Origin of the sequence: Microbacterium sp. LWO14-1.2 (assembly GCF_038397715.1) — a bacterium.
Taxonomy (GTDB): Bacteria; Actinomycetota; Actinomycetes; order Actinomycetales; family Microbacteriaceae; genus Microbacterium.
The window spans coordinates 1,200,152-1,216,880 of the sequence record NZ_CP151633.1 but is presented as its reverse complement, the minus strand read 5'-3'; the positions used below and the strand labels follow the sequence as shown (position 1 = coordinate 1,216,880).

21 protein-coding genes and 1 tRNA gene are annotated in these 16,729 nt (G+C 70.0%); 17 read left to right on the top strand and 5 right to left on the bottom strand.

The features are described from left to right. Window positions 1–1,188: a xylose isomerase gene (gene xylA, locus MRBLWO14_RS05970; protein ID WP_341935542.1), complete on the bottom strand. Its 1,188-nt coding sequence runs from the start codon at window positions 1,186–1,188 to the stop codon at window positions 1–3. 86 nt (window positions 1,189–1,274) lie between these two features. Between xylA and MRBLWO14_RS05965 the strand changes: the two genes are divergently transcribed. The 6 genes from MRBLWO14_RS05965 to MRBLWO14_RS05940 all read left to right on the top strand — a co-directional run bounded on the left by MRBLWO14_RS05965 (window position 1,275) and on the right by MRBLWO14_RS05940 (window position 5,996). Beyond that, window positions 1,275–2,444, top strand: a complete 1,170-nt coding sequence (locus tag MRBLWO14_RS05965) for an ROK family transcriptional regulator (protein WP_341935541.1) — start codon at window positions 1,275–1,277, stop codon at window positions 2,442–2,444. Window positions 2,445–2,455: 11 nt separating this feature from the next. After that, the gene (locus tag MRBLWO14_RS05960) at window positions 2,456–3,088 is read left to right on the top strand and encodes a VanZ family protein (RefSeq protein ID WP_341935540.1); all 633 of its coding nucleotides are present in this window, start codon (window positions 2,456–2,458) and stop codon (window positions 3,086–3,088) included. Window positions 3,089–3,235: 147 nt separating this feature from the next. Next, window positions 3,236–4,099 carry a GyrI-like domain-containing protein gene (locus tag MRBLWO14_RS05955; RefSeq protein WP_341935539.1) on the top strand — a complete coding sequence of 288 codons (864 nt, stop codon included), beginning with the start codon at window positions 3,236–3,238 and terminating at the stop codon, window positions 4,097–4,099. A gap of 104 nt (window positions 4,100–4,203) precedes the next feature. Further along, window positions 4,204–4,833, top strand: a complete 630-nt coding sequence (locus tag MRBLWO14_RS05950) for a GyrI-like domain-containing protein (RefSeq protein WP_341935538.1) — start codon at window positions 4,204–4,206, stop codon at window positions 4,831–4,833. A gap of 67 nt (window positions 4,834–4,900) precedes the next feature. Next, window positions 4,901–5,698 (top strand): DUF1206 domain-containing protein, encoded by a 798-nt coding sequence (locus tag MRBLWO14_RS05945; RefSeq protein ID WP_341935537.1) that lies wholly within the window; start codon window positions 4,901–4,903, stop codon window positions 5,696–5,698. Between the two features lie 37 nt (window positions 5,699–5,735). Beyond that, window positions 5,736–5,996: a hypothetical protein gene (locus MRBLWO14_RS05940; RefSeq protein WP_341935536.1), complete on the top strand. Its 261-nt coding sequence runs from the start codon at window positions 5,736–5,738 to the stop codon at window positions 5,994–5,996. Between the two features lie 13 nt (window positions 5,997–6,009). On the opposite strand, the gene MRBLWO14_RS05935 is transcribed toward MRBLWO14_RS05940, so the two are convergent. Further along, entirely contained in the window at window positions 6,010–6,657 is a 648-nt protein-coding gene (locus MRBLWO14_RS05935; RefSeq protein WP_341935535.1) for a LysE family translocator, read from the bottom strand. Between the two features lie 54 nt (window positions 6,658–6,711). On the opposite strand from MRBLWO14_RS05935, the gene MRBLWO14_RS05930 reads away from it, so the two are divergent. The 9 genes from MRBLWO14_RS05930 (at window position 6,712) to MRBLWO14_RS05890 (ending at window position 14,567) form a co-directional block, all read left to right on the top strand. Then, on the top strand, window positions 6,712–8,034 hold the full coding sequence (locus MRBLWO14_RS05930) for a SufS family cysteine desulfurase (protein ID WP_341935534.1): 1,323 nt from the start codon (window positions 6,712–6,714) through the stop codon (window positions 8,032–8,034). Then, on the top strand, window positions 8,031–8,465 hold the full coding sequence (gene sufU / locus MRBLWO14_RS05925) for a Fe-S cluster assembly sulfur transfer protein SufU (RefSeq protein ID WP_341935533.1): 435 nt from the start codon (window positions 8,031–8,033) through the stop codon (window positions 8,463–8,465). The genes MRBLWO14_RS05930 and sufU overlap by 4 nt, the downstream gene beginning before the upstream one ends. 36 nt (window positions 8,466–8,501) lie before the next feature. Continuing rightward, a complete protein-coding gene (locus MRBLWO14_RS05920) occupies window positions 8,502–9,440 on the top strand; it encodes a GNAT family N-acetyltransferase (protein ID WP_341935532.1) in 939 nt (312 codons plus the stop codon). A 59-nt stretch (window positions 9,441–9,499) separates the two neighbouring features. After that, window positions 9,500–10,141 carry an NAD(P)-binding domain-containing protein gene (locus MRBLWO14_RS05915; RefSeq protein WP_341935531.1) on the top strand — a complete coding sequence of 214 codons (642 nt, stop codon included), beginning with the start codon at window positions 9,500–9,502 and terminating at the stop codon, window positions 10,139–10,141. A 67-nt stretch (window positions 10,142–10,208) separates the two neighbouring features. Next, a complete protein-coding gene (locus MRBLWO14_RS05910; protein ID WP_341935530.1) occupies window positions 10,209–10,868 on the top strand; it encodes a GntR family transcriptional regulator in 660 nt (219 codons plus the stop codon). Window positions 10,869–10,928: 60 nt separating this feature from the next. Beyond that, entirely contained in the window at window positions 10,929–11,138 is a 210-nt protein-coding gene (locus MRBLWO14_RS05905) for a heavy metal-associated domain-containing protein (RefSeq protein WP_341935529.1), read from the top strand. 7 nt (window positions 11,139–11,145) lie between these two features. Next, window positions 11,146–13,386: a heavy metal translocating P-type ATPase gene (locus MRBLWO14_RS05900; RefSeq protein ID WP_341935528.1), complete on the top strand. Its 2,241-nt coding sequence runs from the start codon at window positions 11,146–11,148 to the stop codon at window positions 13,384–13,386. 72 nt (window positions 13,387–13,458) lie between these two features. Beyond that, complete coding sequence (locus tag MRBLWO14_RS05895) at window positions 13,459–13,704, top strand: hypothetical protein (RefSeq protein WP_341935527.1); 246 nt, start codon at window positions 13,459–13,461, stop codon at window positions 13,702–13,704. Beyond that, window positions 13,704–14,567 carry a hypothetical protein gene (locus MRBLWO14_RS05890; protein WP_341936170.1) on the top strand — a complete coding sequence of 288 codons (864 nt, stop codon included), beginning with the start codon at window positions 13,704–13,706 and terminating at the stop codon, window positions 14,565–14,567. Before MRBLWO14_RS05895 ends, MRBLWO14_RS05890 begins: the two co-directional genes overlap by 1 nt. Window position 14,568: 1 nt before the next feature. Here the strand turns inward: MRBLWO14_RS05890 and MRBLWO14_RS05885 are convergent, their stop codons facing one another. Further along, entirely contained in the window at window positions 14,569–15,270 is a 702-nt protein-coding gene (locus MRBLWO14_RS05885; RefSeq protein ID WP_341935526.1) for an aminoglycoside phosphotransferase family protein, read from the bottom strand. A 118-nt stretch (window positions 15,271–15,388) separates the two neighbouring features. Between MRBLWO14_RS05885 and MRBLWO14_RS05880 the strand changes: the two genes are divergently transcribed. Together MRBLWO14_RS05880 and MRBLWO14_RS05875 are read left to right on the top strand one after the other, a co-directional pair. After that, the gene (locus MRBLWO14_RS05880) at window positions 15,389–15,973 is read left to right on the top strand and encodes an asparagine synthase (protein ID WP_341935525.1); all 585 of its coding nucleotides are present in this window, start codon (window positions 15,389–15,391) and stop codon (window positions 15,971–15,973) included. A 66-nt stretch (window positions 15,974–16,039) separates the two neighbouring features. Next, window positions 16,040–16,112: transfer RNA gene (locus tag MRBLWO14_RS05875), tRNA-Arg, on the top strand. Here the strand turns inward: MRBLWO14_RS05875 and MRBLWO14_RS05870 are convergent. Further along, window positions 16,078–16,413 (bottom strand): helix-turn-helix transcriptional regulator, encoded by a 336-nt coding sequence (locus MRBLWO14_RS05870; protein WP_341935524.1) that lies wholly within the window; start codon window positions 16,411–16,413, stop codon window positions 16,078–16,080. The two genes, MRBLWO14_RS05875 and MRBLWO14_RS05870, sit on opposite strands and share 35 nt — an antisense overlap. Further along, entirely contained in the window at window positions 16,410–16,643 is a 234-nt protein-coding gene (locus MRBLWO14_RS05865) for a hypothetical protein (RefSeq protein WP_341935523.1), read from the bottom strand. Before MRBLWO14_RS05865 ends, MRBLWO14_RS05870 begins: the two co-directional genes overlap by 4 nt. Between the last annotated feature and the right edge of the window lie 86 nt (window positions 16,644–16,729).

Here is a 16,729-nt window from a genome sequence, read left to right as displayed (position 1 = left end):
TCAGCGGGCGCCGAGGAGGTGCTCGGTGGCGAGCTGCTGCAGTCGCACGAAGCCGAAGCCCTTGCCGCCGAAGTACGCGTGCGCGTCGAAGTCCTCGTAGGCGCTGCGGTCGGCGAGGAAGTCGTCGTACGACTCGCCCTCGGCGAGGGTCGGCGTCGAGAGTTCATCGACGCGGGCGGCCGCGAGGGCCTCCTGCACCTCCGGGTCGGCGCGGAAGGCGGCAGCGCGCTCCTTGAGCAGGAGGTAGGTGCGCATGTTCGCGGCGGCGGAATCCCACACGCCGTTCTCGTCTTCGGTGCGGCTGGGCTTGTAGTCGAAGTGGCGGGGGCCGTCGTACGCGGGCACGCCGCCGGGGCCGCCGTTCTCGAGCAGGTCGACGAGCGCGAACGCGTTGTGCAGGTCGCCGTGGCCGAAGACGAGGTCCTGGTCGTACTTGATGCCGCGCTGGCCGTTGAGGTCGATGTGGAAGAGCTTGCCGTGGTACAGCGCCTGGGCGATGCCCGCGGCGAAGTTCAGGCCGGCCATCTGCTCATGGCCCACCTCGGGGTTGAGGCCGACGAGCTCGGGGCGCTCGAGCGAGTCGATGAACGCGAGCGCGTGGCCGAGGGTGGGGAGCAGGATGTCGCCGCGCGGCTCGTTCGGCTTCGGCTCGATCGCGAAGCGGATGTCGTAGCCCTTGTCGGTCACGTAGTCGCCGAGCAGGTTCACGGCCTCGCGGTAGCGCTCGAGCGCGGCACGGATGTCTTTCGCGGAGTCGTACTCGGCACCCTCGCGGCCGCCCCACATGACGAACGTCTGGGCGCCCAGCTCGGCGCCCAAGTCGAGCTGGCGGAACACCTTGCGCAGGGCGTAGCGGCGCACGTCGCGGTCGTTCGAGGTGAAGCCGCCGTCTTTGAAGATCGGCGCGCTGAAGAGGTTCGTGGTCACCATGGGCACGACGATGCCGGTGGCGTCGAGCGCGCCCGTGAGGCGGTCGATCTGCGTCTGACGTTCGGCGTCGGTCGAGCCGAAGGCGAAGAGGTCGTCGTCGTGGAAGGTGAGACCGTACGCCCCGAGCTCGGCGAGCTTCTCGACCGCGTGCACGACGTCGAGCGCCGGCCGGGTGGGACCCCCGAACGGGTCTGCACCGTTGTACCCGATGGTCCAGAGGCCGAAGGAGAACTTGTCGTCGCGAGTGGGGGTGGGCATGGCTGCTCCTGTGCAGGTCATCGGATAAGTTGTGTTTGACAACATATCTCATGACAGGGGGACCGTCCACCCCCTACAGTGAAGGGATGCCGTCTCCGACGAGTCCCGCCAGCGGAACCCGCCCGCACAATCTCGCGCGCGTGCTGCGGCTCGTCCACGAGGAGGGCGCCCAGTCCCGCGCAGCGCTCACCGAGCGCACGGGTCTCAACCGCTCCACGATCGCCGACCTCGTCGGCGAGCTGGTCCGCCGCGGGCTGGTCGACGAGCGGGTGCCCGATGTACCCGGTCGGGTCGGGCGCCCATCGCCGGTCGTCACGGCATCCGCGCGCGTCGTCGCGATCGCGGTGAACCCCGAGGTCGACGCGATCGAGATCGCCGCCGTCGGGCTGGACCGCAGCATCCTCGTCCGTGAGCGCCTGCCGAACGAGTCCCTGCCGACGCCCAAGGCGGTCGCCGGGGTGATCGCGGAGCGGATCGCGGCCTGGCGCGCCGATGCCCTGGCCGACGGCCGCATCGAGGCCGTCGGCATCGCGGTGCCCGGTCTCGTGCGGGCGAGTGACGGCGTGGTGCGCAATGCGCCGCACCTCGACTGGGTCGACGTGCCGCTTGCCGAGCTCGTACGCGCGGCGGCCGACGTCACGGTCGCGGTCGACAACGATGCGACGCTCGGAGCGATCGCCGAGCACCGCTACGGGGCAGGCCGGGGCATCGACGACCTCGTCTACCTGAACGGCGGTGCCTCGGGTATCGGCGGCGGGCTCATCATCCGAGGATTCCCCGTGACCGGTGCGGGCGGATACGCCGGCGAGTTCGGTCAGAACCGTCCGCGCATCACCGATGATGCCGACCGCCGCACGGCCGACGGCGTGCTCGAAGCGGAGGTGAGTCGGCGTCTGCTGCTCGACGTCGCCGGGCTCGACCAGGCCGACGACGACACGCTCGACCGCGAGCTGACGGCCTCCGACTCCTCCGAGGTCGAGGCGGAGGTCACGCGTCAGGCGCACGTGCTCGCGAGCGCGCTCGCCAACGCGGTGAACGTGCTGAACCCCTCCGTGATCGTGCTGGGCGGATTCCTCGCGACGCTCGCCGACCTGCAGGGCGAACGGCTCGCCGCCGACGTCGCCGCGCTGGCGATGACGGAGAGCGCCGAGGGGCTCGAGATCCGACCCGCCGCCCTGGGAGCGGACCGCCTGCTGATCGGAGCGGCCGAGCTCGCGTTCGCGGAGCTGCTGACCGATCCGGGCGGCCACGTATGAGCGGCCCCGTCGTGAGCGTGGTTGACCTCGCCATCGTGGCAGTGTCCGTGTTCGGCGGCATCGCTTTCACCGTCTGGCGCCTCCGCAGAGGCGACAGGTTCACGGTGTTGCGGCTGCTCAGCGGTGTCGCGGCGAGTGTCTACTTCGCCGCCTTGATCGCTCTCACCTTCCTGCCGCTCGGCCTCGGGCCTTCCGATTACGAGAAGCCGTGGTGGATCTGGATCGATGTCGTGCCGTTCCAAGACATCGTGGACGACCCCGTCGGGTTGACGCTCAACGTGGCGCTCTTCGTTCCGCTCGGTCTGCTGGCGCCGGTGCTTCTGCGCACGTCGACGTGGCTGCGAGCGGCGCTGCTGGGGCTCCTCGTGAGCGGCACGATCGAGATCGTTCAGTTCATCGGGGACGTCACCGTGGGACTCGGCAGAGTCGCTGACATCGATGACCTCATCACGAATGTTCTGGGAACCGTGATCGGTTACCTCGTCCTGCGGCTCGCGATCCGGGTCCCGGCGTTCCGCCGCGTCGCAGGTCTTTTCTCATGGCCGGCGCCGGGAACGAGTGAAGCCGTTGTCGCGGAGGATCCCGCCGATGGCGGAGGCTCGCAGGGTTCGCGCGTCGGCGCTCGAGGCGACGTGGCTCCGTGAGCCCGAACCGCTCTCCCTGACGGGAGCCAGCTCGGGCCTCCTGCGTGCGAATGAGTCGCGAGGGGCGGAGAGCCGATCGCATCGGACACGGATGGTCGGGTCGCGGGCTACGCTCGAGCGGCACGATGGTGAGGAAAGGAGGACCTCATGATCGGAACGCTCAACGCCCTGGTCGATCGGATCGAGGCCGCAGCCGGCACGGAGCTCGATGTCGCGGACTTCGCCCGAGCACACGGAACGACCGAGTACCACCTGCGCCGGATGTTCTCGGCGCTCGCAGGCATGCCGCTCTCGGAGTACATCCGTCGGCGACGCATGACGCTCGCAGGTGCGGAGCTCGTCGCGGGGGCGTCGAGCCTGCTCGACGTCGCTGTGCGACACGGCTACGGATCGGTGGAGGCGTTCGCGCGGGCATTCCGTGCCGTGCACGGCATCTCACCGGCGGACGCGCGCCGAGACGGGGGACCTCTCCGCACACAACCCACGCTCCGGTTCCGCCTGAGCGTCGAAGGGAGAAGTCCGATGGACGTCACCATCACCACCGCACCCGAGCTCGTCCTCGTCGGCCACGCCGTCGAGGTCCCGCTCATCCACGAGGGAGTGAATCCGCACATTCAACAGCACATCGCAGGGATCCCCGCCGAAGAGCACGCGCGGCTCAAGGCGCTCAGCGACGCCGAACCTGCCGGCGTCCTCGCCGTCACCGGCGACACCCCGCCGGACGCGCCGGAGGGCACGATGCTCACCTACCTGCACGGCGTCTCCGTGCAGCCGGATGCCGAGGTGCCGGCCGATCTCGACGCGATACGTGTCGACGCAGGGTCGTGGGCGGTCTTCACCGCGAGCGGTCCATTTCCCGAGACCCTGCAGAACCTCTGGGCGGCGACCGCGACCGAGTGGTTCCCGTCGAACCCCTGGCGGCTGCGGCCCGGACCATCGATCGTGCGCTACCTCGAGTTCACGGGGACGCATGCGTCGTGCGAGCTGTGGCTGGCGGTCGAACCAGCCTGATCGCGAGGGCGGGTGGGTCGGCTGTCGGCCCACCCGTTGTCCGGCCCCCGTGGCACACTGAGCGCATCGCCGACTCAGATCGCCAACCGACGCGGAGGTGCACGATGCCGATCGACCCGAAGAAGACGCTCGACGCATACCGGGCGAAGCGGGGCGAGTTCCGCCTCGTCGAGGTGCCGCCGCTGCAGTACCTGATGGTCGACGGCGCGGGCGACCCGAACACGGCGAAGGAATACAAGGATGCCGTCGCCGCACTCTTCCCGCTCGCGTACACGCTGAAGTTCGCGGCCCGCGCCGAGCTGGACCTCGATGTGGTGGTGATGCCGCTCGAAGGGCTCTGGGATGCCCCCGACAAGGAGTCGTTCACGACCAAGCGCGACAAGTCGGCCTGGCTGTGGACGATGATGATCATGGTGCCCGAGCAGGTGACAGCGGAGATGTTCGCGGCGGCCGTCGACAAGGTCGAGGCCAAGGCGGCGGCGAAGAAGGAGCCCCTGCCGACCCTGCGGTCGGTGCGACTCGAAACCCTCGACGAGGGCCTGAGCGTGCAGACGCTGCACGTCGGGTCGTACGACGACGAGGCCCCCGTGCTGGCCGAGCTGCATGAGCGGTTCATCCCCGAGAACGGCCTGCGCATGACGGCGCGCCATCACGAGATCTACCTCGGCGACGCCAGGCGCGTGGCCCCCGAGCGGCTGCGCACGATCCTCCGGCAGCCGGTCGAACGCACCTGACTGCCGCACGACGCCGTCGGGATCAAGCCCCTCCGGCCCATCGCTCCCACGGCGATATCCTGCATCGATGACGACAGCGAAGTCCGCCGCGCACGAGGCCAGGGGGTCGGACGCCTTCCGACGCGTCGCTCGGGCCGGCTTTGTGGTGATCGGTCTCGTGCACATCATCATCGGCGCGCTCGCCGTGTCGATCGCCTCGGGCGGTGGCGGGGATGCCGATCAGGACGGCGCGATGCAGCAGATCCGATCGACGCCCGTGGGAGGGCTCATCCTGGCTCTCGTCGCGGCCGCGCTCGTCGCCCTCGCGGTGTGGCAGGTCGTGAGCGGCGTCGTCGCCGTCGGCGGCGAGGTGAAGAAGTGGGGGCAGCGCATCAAGCTGTTCGGCATCGCCCTGGCCTATCTCGTGATCGCCGGTCTCGCGACCATCTACGCGTTCGGCGGCACCGCCGAGTCCGAGAAGTCGTCGAAGTTCGTGAGCGAAGTGCTGCTGGGCGCGCCGGGAGGAATCTTCCTCCTCGTCGCCATCGGACTCACGGTGGTCGGCGTCGGCATCGGCTTCGTCGTGAGCGGCTTCACGACCGGTTTCCGCAAGACGCTCGACCTGCCGTCGGGCGCGGGGCGGCCGCCGATCGTCGTGCTCGGGGTGATCGGCTACATCGCCAAGGGGATCGCGATCGCCGTGACCGGCGTCCTCTTCGTGGTGTCGGCTTGGACGCACGACCCCGACAAGGCGGGTGGTCTGGACGCCGCGCTGCGCAGCCTCACCGACCTGCCCTTCGGGCGCACGGTGCTGTGGGTCGTCGGTGCGGGCCTCGCCGTGTACGGCGTCTTCTCGATCGTGCGTGCCCGCTACGCCCGTATGTGACGGCCGTCTCGCTCGGCGGTTCCTCTATCCTGACCCCATGGTGAGAAGAAAACGGCGTCGCCCCTACCGGAAGATCGGACTCGCCCTGCTGATCCCGGGTGCGCTGCTGATCCTCGCATCCATCCCGCAGTTCTTCTTCGGCATACCCGTGTCCGAGGGCGTCGCGCCCGCGGGGCTCTCGCTCGGACCGCTCCTCGTCATCGGCGGCACGGTGCTCTACTTCTCCGAGAAGCCGCAGCCAGGCGAACGCTGGAACGACGACTCCTCGACCTTCCGCTGGCTCGACGTCGGACGGTGACCCGGCGCGACGCTCAGGTCGCGGCGGGCTTCTCGCTCCACAGCAGGAGGAACGCGCCGAGTCCGATCATGAGTGCTCCGCCCGTCGCGCCCATCGCCTCGATGCGCCGCGGCGAGCGCCCGAACCACTGCCTGGCCGAGCTCGCGAGCAGCACCCAGATCGCGTCACACGCGACACCGATCGCGACCACGATCACGCCCAGCACGAGCAGCTGCAGAGGAACGGATCCCGTGTGCAGGTCGACGAACTGGGGGAGGATCGCGAGGAAGAACGCGATCGACTTCGGGTTGGTGATGCCGACGACGAAACCCTCCGCGAGCAGTCGCAGGCCCGAGCGACGCGGCTGCGGTCCCGTCGCGATCGCCGCGGCATCCTTCCGGTGCTGGATGGCCTGGATGCCGAGGAAGACGAGATACCCCGCGCCGAGCACCTTCACGATCGTGAACAGCACGATCGACTGCGCGATCGCCGTGCCCACGCCGAGCGCCACAGCCACGACGAGCAGGATCGAGCCGAGCGCGGTGCCCAGGATGCTGAGGAAGCCGCCGATGCGTCCGAGCGCCATGGCGCGCCCGATCGTGAACAGCACCGTCGGGCCGGGGATCACGACCATGATGAACGCCGCGACGACGAACGTCGCGAGGGTGTCGGCGCTGAACATGGTGCGAGCCTAGCCCGCGATGCCGTCGCTGCCGGCAGGTGAGAAGCTAGAAGGATGAGTACGACGCCCGCCGCCGACGTGATCGCCTCGCCGATCGACAGCCCGCTGACGGATGCCGAGGTGCGGCGCCTTCGCCAGGACTTCCCGATCCTCGGTGTCGAGGTGAACGGGCATCCGCTCGCGTATCTCGATTCCGGTGCGACGTCGCAGCGTCCGCTCGCGGTGCTCGACGCCGAGCGGGAGTTCGCGACGACGCTGAACGCCGCCGTGCACCGCGGGGCGCACACGCTCGCCGGCGAGGCGACGGAGGTGTTCGAGGACGCCCGTGCCACGGTGGCCCGCTTCATCGGCGCCGACGAGGGCGAGATCGTCTGGACATCCAACGCGACCGAGGCCGTCAACCTCGTCGCCTACGGAATCTCCAACGCGTCGCTGGGGCGCGGGGGAGCAGCCGCCGAACGGTTCCGCATCGGTCAGGGCGACGAGATCGTCACGACCGAGATGGAACATCACGCGAACCTCATCCCGTGGCAGGAGCTCGCCGCGCGCACAGGGGCGACGCTACGGGTGATTCCGCTCGACGACGACGGCGCGCTGCGGCTCGTCGCCGCCGCCGAGCTCATCGGCGACCGCACCAAGTTCATCGCCGTCACGCATGTGTCGAACGTGCTCGGCGTGATCAACCCGGTCGAGGAGCTCGTCGCCATGGCCCGCCGGGTCGGCGCCCTCGTGCTGCTCGACGCGTGCCAATCGGCGCCGCACCTGCCACTCGACGTGCGCGCCCTCGACGTCGACTTCGCCGTGCTGTCCGGTCACAAGATGCTCGGCCCGTCGGGGATCGGCGCGCTCTACGGACGCCGGGAGCTGCTCGAGGCCCTGCCCCCGTTCCTCACCGGCGGCTCGATGATCACGACCGTCACCACGACCGAGGCCGAGTACCTCCCCCCGCCGCAGCGCTTCGAGGCCGGCACGCAGCGTGTGTCGCAGGCCGTCGCCCTCGCCGCCGCGATCGACTACCTCTCGGCGGTCGGGATGCCGCGCATCGCCGCCCACGAGGCCGCCTTCGGCCGTCGCCTCGTCGATGGCCTCACCGCGATCGATGGGGTGCGCGTGCTCGGCGCGGGCATCGACCTGCCGCGCGTGGGGCTCGCGAGCTTCGATGTCGACGGCATCCACTCGCACGACGTGGGGCAGTACCTCGACGATCTCGGCATCGCGGTGCGCGTCGGCCACCACTGCGCGCAGCCGCTGCACCGCCGACTGGGCATCACCTCGTCGACCAGGGCGAGCACCTATCTCTACACGACCGAGGATGAGGTGGATGCCGTGATCGCGGGCGTCGCCGGAGCCATCGACTTCTTCCGGAGGGGCGCATGAGCGACCTGCAGAACCTGTATCAGGAGCTCATCCTCGACCACTCGCGCACCCCGCATGGCTTCGGGCTGCGCGAGGAGATCGCGGCGCAGTCGCACCAGATCAACCCCACGTGCGGTGACGAGGTCACCCTGCAGGTGCACCGCGCGCCCGACGGCAGTGTCGAGGCGATCGCGTGGGAGGGGCACGGCTGTGCGATCTCGCAGGCGTCGGCGTCGCTGCTCGCCGAACTCGCGGAGGGGCTCACGGTCGAGGAGCTCGAGGTGCGCATCGACGCGTTCCGCACGGCCATGCGCTCGCGAGGCAAGATCGAGCCCGACGAGGAGCTGCTCGGGGACGCGGCGGCGCTCGGCGGGGTCTCGCGCTACGTCGCTCGGGTGAAGTGCGCGATGCTCGCGTGGGTCGCCGCCGAGGACGCCCTGCAGAAGAGCTGACACGGCTGCGTCGTGACCGGGGTGCAGGATGGGATCATGCCCCTCTCGCTGACCCCGCTCGATCCCGGCCGCTTCGACGACTGGCGCTCGGCGACGAGAGAGCGCCTCATCGCGCTGCGTCAGGACTCGGGGATGCTGGTGGGCGACGACGCGGTCGTGCAGGCCGACGCGTTCCTCGACCAGCTGCTCTCCGACGGTGCCGAGACGCAGACGTCGGTCATCCTGTCGATCCGCGACGGCGATCGGGAGCTGGGCACGGTGTGGCTCGCGTCGATCTCCGGCATCCTCATGATCCTCGACCTGTCATTCGCGGGCCGGCCCACCGTCTCGCAGCAGGATGCGCTGTTCACCGCCCTGGTCGAGATGGGGCGTGGGCACGGAGTCGACCGGCTCAGCATCTCGGTGTACGCGACCGACGCGGCGAGCCGGTCCTTCATCGACGGGCGGGGGTTCGCGTGCGCATCGATCCAGATGCTGCTCGAACCACTCCCCGACCGCGACCGCCGGCCGCGGGTGGGGGTGGAGCCGATGACGGCCGCGCGGTACCCCTCCTTCGCCGCCGCATCGGAAGCGGCCTTCGCGGAGGAGCTCGCCGCCTCGGGCCGGTACTCGATCGACGACGCCCGCGTGGAGTCGCACCGTCAGATGGTGCAGGAGCTGCCCGACGGCGTCGAGACGAAGGGGCAGGAGCTCTTCACCGCGGCGGTCGACGGCGAGGAGGTCGGCATCCTCTGGGTAGGCCTGCGGACCAGGGGCGGTCGACCGCACGCCTTCATCCTCGACATCGAGGTCGCCGAGTCGCAGCGGCGCAAGGGATACGGGCGCGAACTGATGCTCGCCGCCGAGCGGGTGGCGCGAGACCACGGGGCTGACTCGGTCGGACTGCACGTGTTCGGCTTCAACACGGGAGCCATCGCGCTGTACGAGAGCCTCGGCTATCGCCGGGTCGAGGAGCGGCACCTGCTGACCCTGTGATCCGCCCGACGATCGGCGTCATCGGGGAATAGGCGTCGCCCAGACACGTTGGCCCACACATGACCACTCTCGGAATCATCGGTGCAGGACACATCGGCAGCCAGGTCGCGCGCGCGGCCGTGGCCCACGGCTATGACGTCGTGATCGCGAACTCCCGCGGCCCGGAGACGCTCGCCTCTCTCATCGCGGAGCTGGGGGACAGGGCGCGCGCGGCGACCGCCGCGGAGGCGGCTGCGGCGGCCGACATCGCCGTCGTGACCATCCCGCTCGGTCGGATCGACGAGCTTCCGGTCGACGAGCTGGCGGGCAAGATCGTGCTCGACACCAACAACTACTACTTCGAGCGCGACGGCCGTATCGAGGCGCTCGACAAGGGCGAGACCACCACGTCGGAGCTGCTGCAGCGACAGCTGCCCACCTCGCGCATCGCGAAGGCGTTCAACCACATCATGGCCCGCGACATCACGACCGACGGTGCTCCGGCGGGGAGCGAGAACCGCCGCGCCCTCGCGACGGCCGGCGACGACGCGGACGCCGTGGAGTTCGTGACCCGCTTCTACGACGAGCTCGGCTTCGACACCGTCAACATCGGCCCGCTCAGCGAGTCGTGGCGCGTCGAGCGCGACCGCCCCGCCTACGTGGTGCGGCAGAACGCCGAGGAGCTGCGCGCCAACCTCGCCATCGCGAACCGCCTGCCCTGATCTCGATGTCCACGCACCGTGGGATACCAAACTTGTCCCTCCGGTGCGCGGATGAGACAATCCCGATATGGCGGAGGTGGGGGCTGCCGGCGAACTCGAGTCGGTGAGAGTGACGCGTATTCTGCGCGATGACATCGTGCTGGGGAGGCGGGCGTCGGGCTCGCGGCTCGTCGAGCGCGACATCGCTGCGGAGCTGAACGTCTCCCGGTTGCCGGTGCGGGAAGCGATCCGCACGCTCGTGGCCGAGGGCGTCGTCGTCGCACGCCCGCGCACCTGGGCGATCGTGCGCGAGTTCTCCCGGCAGGATCTGCAGGACTACGGCGAGGTGCGCGAGGCGATGGAGACGATGATCTTCGTCTTCGCGGCCGAGCGTCGCACGCCCGAGGGGCTCGCCCGGTTGCGCGCCGCGTACGAGCAGGAGCTCGCAGCCGCCGAGGCCGGCGATGTCGAGGGCGCGCGCATCGCGGCGAGCCTGTTCCACGAGGTCGCCGCGCACCTCGCGGCCAACGACATGATCGGCGAGTTCATCAGCGTGTTCGCGACGCGGCTGCGCTGGCTGTTCGGGCAGCACGACGATCTCGTCGAGACGGCCGAGGAGCATCGCGTGATCCTCGAGGCCGTCGAGGCGCAGGATGCTGACGCGCTGCGGGAGCTGATCCCGCAGCACACCGCGAACGCGGTCGCATCCGCTGCGAAGCGCCTCGACGTCGAGTCCGAGACCGCGTGATCCCGCCCCTCGGATACCCCTAGGGGGTATAGTGGTGTCGTCATCGACGAAAGGATCGACATGACCACGACCACCTACACCGTGACCGGCATGACCTGTGGGCACTGCGAGGGCTCCGTGCGCAGCGAGGTCTCGAAGCTGCAGGGCATCACTGCCATCGACGTGAGCGCGGCCTCCGGTCGACTTGTCGTCACCTCCGAGTCCCCGCTCGACGACAGCGCCGTCCTGGCCGCCGTCGACGAGGCCGGGTACAGCGCCGTCCGCGCCTGATCACCCCATGAGCGAGCAGCTGGCCTCGTACGATCTCGAGATCGGCGGGATGACGTGCGCGTCCTGCGCCGCGCGGATCGAGAAGCGCCTCAACCGGATCGACGGCGTGACGGCATCCGTCAACTACGCCACCGAGAAGGCGCACGTCGAGGTCGCGGGAGGCGTGGTCGCCGACGACCTCATCTCCGAGGTCGTCCGCACCGGCTACACCGCCGCGCTGCCGCGCGAGACCGGGTCCGGCGAGGCGGATCCCGGCTACGTCCTGCTGCGCAGGCGCCTCATCGCGGCCGTCGTGCTCGCCGTCCCCGTCATCGCGATGGCGATGGTCGAGGCGCTGCAGTTCCCCGGCTGGCAGTGGGCGTCGGTCGTCCTCGCCCTCCCCGTCGTCACGTGGGCGGCGTGGCCGTTCCATCGCGCGGCGGTCCTGAACGCCCGGCACCGCACGGTCACGATGGACACCCTGATCTCGGTCGGGGTCTCCGCCGCCTTCCTGTGGTCGCTGTATGCGCTCGTGTTCGGCACGGCAGGCATGTGGGGCATGACGCATCCGTTCCGGTTCACGATCGAGCGCGGTGACGGACTCGGAACGATCTACCTCGAGGTCGCCGCGGGCGTCACCATGTTCCTGCTGCTCGGGCGCTTCCTCGAGCAGCGGTCGAAGCGCACGGCAGGGGCGGCGCTGCGCGCACTCGGCGAGCTCGGCGCGAAAGACGTCGCTGTGCTGCGCGACGGCGTGGAACAGCGGATGCCGCTGGCACGGCTCGTGGTCGGAGACGTGTTCGTCGTGCGGCCGGGGGAGAAGATCGCGACCGACGGCATCGTCAGCGAGGGGTCGTCCGCGGTCGACGCGTCGATGCTGACCGGCGAGTCCGTGCCCGTCGAGGTGCGGCAGGGTGATTCCGTCACCGGTGCGACCGTGAACGTCGGCGGGCGCCTCGTCGTCACGGCGACCAGGGTCGGCGCCGACACCCAGCTCGCGCGCATGACGCGGCTCGTCGAGCAGGCGCAGTCGGGCAAGGCCGAGGCGCAGCGTCTCGCCGATCGGCTCTCGGCCGTGTTCGTGCCGATCGTGTTCGCGATCGCCGCCGTGACGCTCATCGTCTGGTTGCTCAGCGGCGGGGGAGTCTCTGCGGCGTTCACGGCGGCCGTCGCGGTGCTCATCATCGCGTGCCCGTGCGCCCTCGGCCTGGCCACGCCCATGGCGCTGCTCGTCGGTACCGGCCGGGGCGCACAGCTCGGCGTGCTCATCAAGGGCCCCGAGGTCCTCGAATCGACTCGCCGCGTCGACACGATCGTGCTCGACAAGACCGGCACGGTCACGAGCGGACGCATGACGCTCCGCGACGTCATCGCGGCCGACGGCGAGGACGAGGCGCGGGTGCTGCGCCTCGCCGCCGCGGTGGAGGACGCCTCAGAGCACCCCGTCGCTGCCGCCGTCGTACGTGCGGCCGTCGAGCGGTTCGGCGATCTGCCGTCGGTGAGCGAGTTCCGCAGCATCCAGGGCCGCGGCGTCGAGGGATTCGTCGACGGGGTGCGGGTCACGGTCGGCCGGCTCTCGGCGCTCGCGGACGGAGCAGTCGAGTCGCCGCTCGACGGCCGTCTCCGCGAGGCGTTCGCGGCCGCTGAGGAGCGCGCCCACACCGCCGTCGTGGTCGCGTGGGGTGAGCGCGTCCGCGGAGTCCTCGTCGTCTCCGATGTCGTGAAGCCCGACGCTCGCGACGCGATCGCCGGGCTCCGTGCGCTCGGTCTCGAGCCCGTCCTGCTCACGGGCGACAACCAGCGCGCTGCCGAAGCCGTGGCGGCCGAGGTCGGCATCCGCACCGTGCGCGCCGGTGTGCTCCCCGAGCAGAAGGTCGCCGAGGTCGCTGCGCTGCAGCAGCAGGGCAGAGTCGTGGCGATGGTGGGAGACGGTGTCAACGACGCGGCGGCGCTCGCGGCATCCGACCTCGGCATCGCGGTGGGGACGGGAACGGATGCCGCGATCGAGGCGTCCGACCTCACCCTCGTGCGCGGCGATCTGGGCGGCGCCGTGGACGCCATCCGTCTCGCGCGACGAACGCTCGCGATCATCCGCGGCAACCTGTTCTGGGCGCTCGCGTACAACGTCGCGGCGATCCCGCTCGCCGCCCTCGGACTGCTGAATCCGATGCTCGCCGGAGCCGCCATGGCCTTCTCGAGCGTCTTCGTCGTGCTGAACAGTCTCAGACTGCGCCGATTCCGCAGCGCCGCGCCGCACGCGCTCGGCTAGTCGGGACCCTTCCGCCTGGATATATTGTGCGTACGGAATCGTTCCGGAAGTGCGTCGTGTCTGGGGAGCGATATGCGCAGACTCGCGGTCGTCGTCGGAGGGCTGCTGCTCATCGGTGGAGCGGTGATCATCGTGGTCGCAGACCAGCAGCGTGTCACCGCGCTCGCCGAGGTCAGGGCCGCGGTCGTGCAGGCCGAGCAGGACCGCGACGCAGCGAGGTCGGCGAACTACGACCTCGCTGAGCAGCTCACCGGCCTGCGCGCAACGATCGCCGAGCAGGACGCGCAGCTCGCCGACTCCACGGGCTTCCTCCCGTGATGCTGCGCCGCGTGTTCTCGGTGACCGTCGTGGCCGCCGTGCTGCTCGCCGCCGGTGTCATCGGCCGGGCGGACGCGCTCGACGACGCCCGGGCCGACGCCATCGCGCAGCTGCGCGAGATCGCGCAGCAGACGCAGGACGCGCAGATGCGGTCGGACCACCTGCAGGCGCAGATCGAGGTCGCGCAGGACGACACCGCCGACCGCGCAGCGGTGCTCGAGGTGCGCCCCGCCTTCGTGCAGGAGATCGCGTCGCTGAGCGCGGCGATCAGCAGCGCCGAGGGCAAGGTCGACACGGCCGCGCACCGGGCAGCAGCGCAGTCCGCGCAGCAGACCGTGCTCGCCGAGAAGTCAGACCCGGCCGTCGTCGTCGCCGCGACCGCCACAGTGCACGCCCTCACCGAGAAGGTGGGCGAGGAGGTCTCGACCTGGCAGGCGGCGCAGTACGCGCGCCCGATGGGACCCGCCTGGTCGTCGAGCGGACCCGACGGCTACGCGCGCGTGCGCGCCGCGCTGGACAGGGTCGGCGGCGCCGGAGTCGGCCTCTACGAATCGTCATCGTGCGCGGGTGGCACCGCCGCCGCGTGCGCCAACAGCAACGGGTACATCAAGTACCGCGGCGACATCGCCGGATGGAGCGCCGACCGGCTGAACTGGGCCATGGCGCACGAGCTCGCGCACATCTACCAGTTCCAGGTCTGGGGCACTCTCAACGCGTCGGGGACCTACGACGCCCTGTTCGGTGGCGATCCGGAGTTCCTGGCGAACTGCATGGCCGTGGTGCGCGGGTACCCGGGCTCGGTGGGCTGCAACGGCGACCAGCAGGCGTGGGCCTCGGGGATCTGGGTCGGCGTGGTGCGCTGACTCAGGCGCCCCACTCCCGCAGCTCGGCCGTGAGCTGGGCGAGATACTCGGGCGGGCCGGCTTCGGCGAACCAGAGCCACAGCTCCGCCGCGTGGATCGCGTCCCACCGATGCACTTCGTCGGCATCCGCTCCGTAGGCGTCGATCAGCGCCGCGGACGATCGGGGATCCTTGCGCGAGGCGCCCCAGGCGGCGCGGGAGAGCTCCCGGATCGGGTCGCCGACGTGCGCGGCCTCCCAGTCCACGATCGCGGAGATCGCGCCGTCCACGGCGAGGAGATTGCCGTCGCCCCAGTCGCCGTGACAGAACGCCTGCCCGGACGCAGGCGGGATGCCGAGGGGCAGAGGCGGCGCGTCGCCCGCCCGATAGCGCGCGATGATCGCCTCATCGTCCGGTCGCGGGCGAAGACCGGACGGAGGGGAGACGGCGTGCAGTCGCCGGAGGAGGGATGCCGAAGCGCGAAGCCCTCGTAGGCGGGTCTCGGGGTCGGCCTCGTCGAGCCGGATGCCGGGCATCTCCGACATCAGGACGGCGTCGGCGCGATCCTCGATCAGCTGCGGAGTGGGCAGGTGGTCGACGAGCGACAGCGCCTGCAGCGCACTGACCTCGGCGCGGTGGCGCTCGGCATCCGGCAGCCGTTTCTCGACCAGTCGTCGCCCGTCGCGTTCGACGAGACGGACGGTGCCCACCGCACCCTGTCGCATCGTCGCTCCCGTCGCTCGAGCTGCCTTCGGTCGAGCAGGTCGCAGCGACCCGCCTCCGGTCCATTCTGGCCAACCGCCACGGAGGGCGAAACGGGTACGCTCGAAGGGAGGAGGAACGGTGGGACGAACTGCGGATGCCATCGCGGAAGGCGTCGCGATCGCGACCGCTGCGGCGCGCCTCGCCGTGAAGAACCACATCCTCATCGGCACGATCGCCGAGGGCGGCGTGTTCGACACGCACGAGTACATCGCCGACGCGCGCGAGGCGCTGCGGGCGATGGCCGAGGAATCCGAAGAGGCGGAGGAGAACCTCACCGCGCTGCGCAAACGCGCCCGCGGTCGTCACTCCGACCCCTCCGGCACCCACGACTACCGCGACCGCGACGTGCGCAACCTGCGGCGTCGGGCCAAGCAGTCGCACGGTGTCGCCACCCGGCTGCGCGAGATGATGGACGACGAGGCAGCCCTTGGCGCCATCGTCGAGGAGGCCCGCGAGGCCGCCTGGTCGGATGTGCGTCACAACCTCGACCGCCGCCTGCGCGTCGAGGGGATGCGTCCCGACCAGGACCCCGACTACGAGCGCATGCGTGACGCCCGCATGCAGGCGCTGCGCCTCGTCGACCTGCAGGCCCTGTCGTCGCAGCAGCGCGCCCGCGCGAAGCGGAAGAAGAAGCAGGAGAAGGCCGCCGAACACGACGGCTGACCCCTCGATTCGCAATCATCTGACGACTGCTATAAGCTGTTCTACGGCCCGCTGAGCGGTCCAGGAGCGCCCGTAGCTCAATGGATAGAGCATCTGACTACGGATCAGAAGGTTAGGGGTTCGAGTCCCTTCGGGCGCACACTGTGTTGAGACAGTGACGAAACGGCTTCCACTTCGGTGGAGGCCGTTTCTGCGTTAACGCGACCACGGCCCTCGGGGATCGGCTGGTAGTCCTCGCCCGGAAGCAGCTCAGTCACGGGCATTTCGAAGTACTTGGCGACGGCCAAGACCTCATCGATAGTCCAGCTGCGCTGGCCGTAAAGCTTCTTACCCATCGCGGGCTGAGTGATCCCCAGCACTTCGCCCAACGCGGACTGAGTCACGCGTCGGCGTCGCATCGCCAGGTGTACAAGCTCGCCGGTGATTTCGTCAGCGTTCATCGTGCTTCCTTCCGTGCAGCTGCCTTGAGATGGCGTTCGTAGGCTCGCTTGACAGCCCGCGTTGTGTCGTGCCCGCCGACCTTCCATCCGCAGTGCGCGCAGAAGCCCCAGAAGGCCGGGCGGGCCTCGGCGCGGCCCGCGAGCGTGTTGCCGTCGATGAGTCCGCCAGTGTTCCCCGTCTGGAGATGGTGATCTCCGACCAAGTCTTCCGTGGTGTATTCGCCTGCCATGTGGCGACTCTACTACGAACTGGATTATTCAACACGCCGCGATCAATACCGGCGTGTCAATCCGGTTTGGATTGACTCCTGACGTG

Coding starts and splice junctions, on each gene's coding strand:
- xylA (WP_341935542.1), bottom strand. CDS start 1,188: ATGCCCACCCCCACTCGCGACGACAAGTTCTCCTTCGGCCTCTGGACC.
- MRBLWO14_RS05965 (WP_341935541.1), top strand. CDS start 1,275: ATGCCGTCTCCGACGAGTCCCGCCAGCGGAACCCGCCCGCACAATCTC.
- MRBLWO14_RS05955 (WP_341935539.1), top strand. CDS start 3,236: ATGATCGGAACGCTCAACGCCCTGGTCGATCGGATCGAGGCCGCAGCC.
- MRBLWO14_RS05950 (WP_341935538.1), top strand. CDS start 4,204: ATGCCGATCGACCCGAAGAAGACGCTCGACGCATACCGGGCGAAGCGG.
- MRBLWO14_RS05945 (WP_341935537.1), top strand. CDS start 4,901: ATGACGACAGCGAAGTCCGCCGCGCACGAGGCCAGGGGGTCGGACGCC.
- MRBLWO14_RS05940 (WP_341935536.1), top strand. CDS start 5,736: ATGGTGAGAAGAAAACGGCGTCGCCCCTACCGGAAGATCGGACTCGCC.
- MRBLWO14_RS05935 (WP_341935535.1), bottom strand. CDS start 6,657: ATGTTCAGCGCCGACACCCTCGCGACGTTCGTCGTCGCGGCGTTCATC.
- MRBLWO14_RS05930 (WP_341935534.1), top strand. CDS start 6,712: ATGAGTACGACGCCCGCCGCCGACGTGATCGCCTCGCCGATCGACAGC.
- sufU (WP_341935533.1), top strand. CDS start 8,031: ATGAGCGACCTGCAGAACCTGTATCAGGAGCTCATCCTCGACCACTCG.
- MRBLWO14_RS05920 (WP_341935532.1), top strand. CDS start 8,502: ATGCCCCTCTCGCTGACCCCGCTCGATCCCGGCCGCTTCGACGACTGG.
- MRBLWO14_RS05915 (WP_341935531.1), top strand. CDS start 9,500: ATGACCACTCTCGGAATCATCGGTGCAGGACACATCGGCAGCCAGGTC.
- MRBLWO14_RS05910 (WP_341935530.1), top strand. CDS start 10,209: ATGGCGGAGGTGGGGGCTGCCGGCGAACTCGAGTCGGTGAGAGTGACG.
- MRBLWO14_RS05905 (WP_341935529.1), top strand. CDS start 10,929: ATGACCACGACCACCTACACCGTGACCGGCATGACCTGTGGGCACTGC.
- MRBLWO14_RS05900 (WP_341935528.1), top strand. CDS start 11,146: ATGAGCGAGCAGCTGGCCTCGTACGATCTCGAGATCGGCGGGATGACG.
- MRBLWO14_RS05895 (WP_341935527.1), top strand. CDS start 13,459: ATGCGCAGACTCGCGGTCGTCGTCGGAGGGCTGCTGCTCATCGGTGGA.
- MRBLWO14_RS05890 (WP_341936170.1), top strand. CDS start 13,704: ATGCTGCGCCGCGTGTTCTCGGTGACCGTCGTGGCCGCCGTGCTGCTC.
- MRBLWO14_RS05885 (WP_341935526.1), bottom strand. CDS start 15,270: ATGCGACAGGGTGCGGTGGGCACCGTCCGTCTCGTCGAACGCGACGGG.
- MRBLWO14_RS05870 (WP_341935524.1), bottom strand. CDS start 16,413: ATGAACGCTGACGAAATCACCGGCGAGCTTGTACACCTGGCGATGCGA.
- MRBLWO14_RS05865 (WP_341935523.1), bottom strand. CDS start 16,643: ATGGCAGGCGAATACACCACGGAAGACTTGGTCGGAGATCACCATCTC.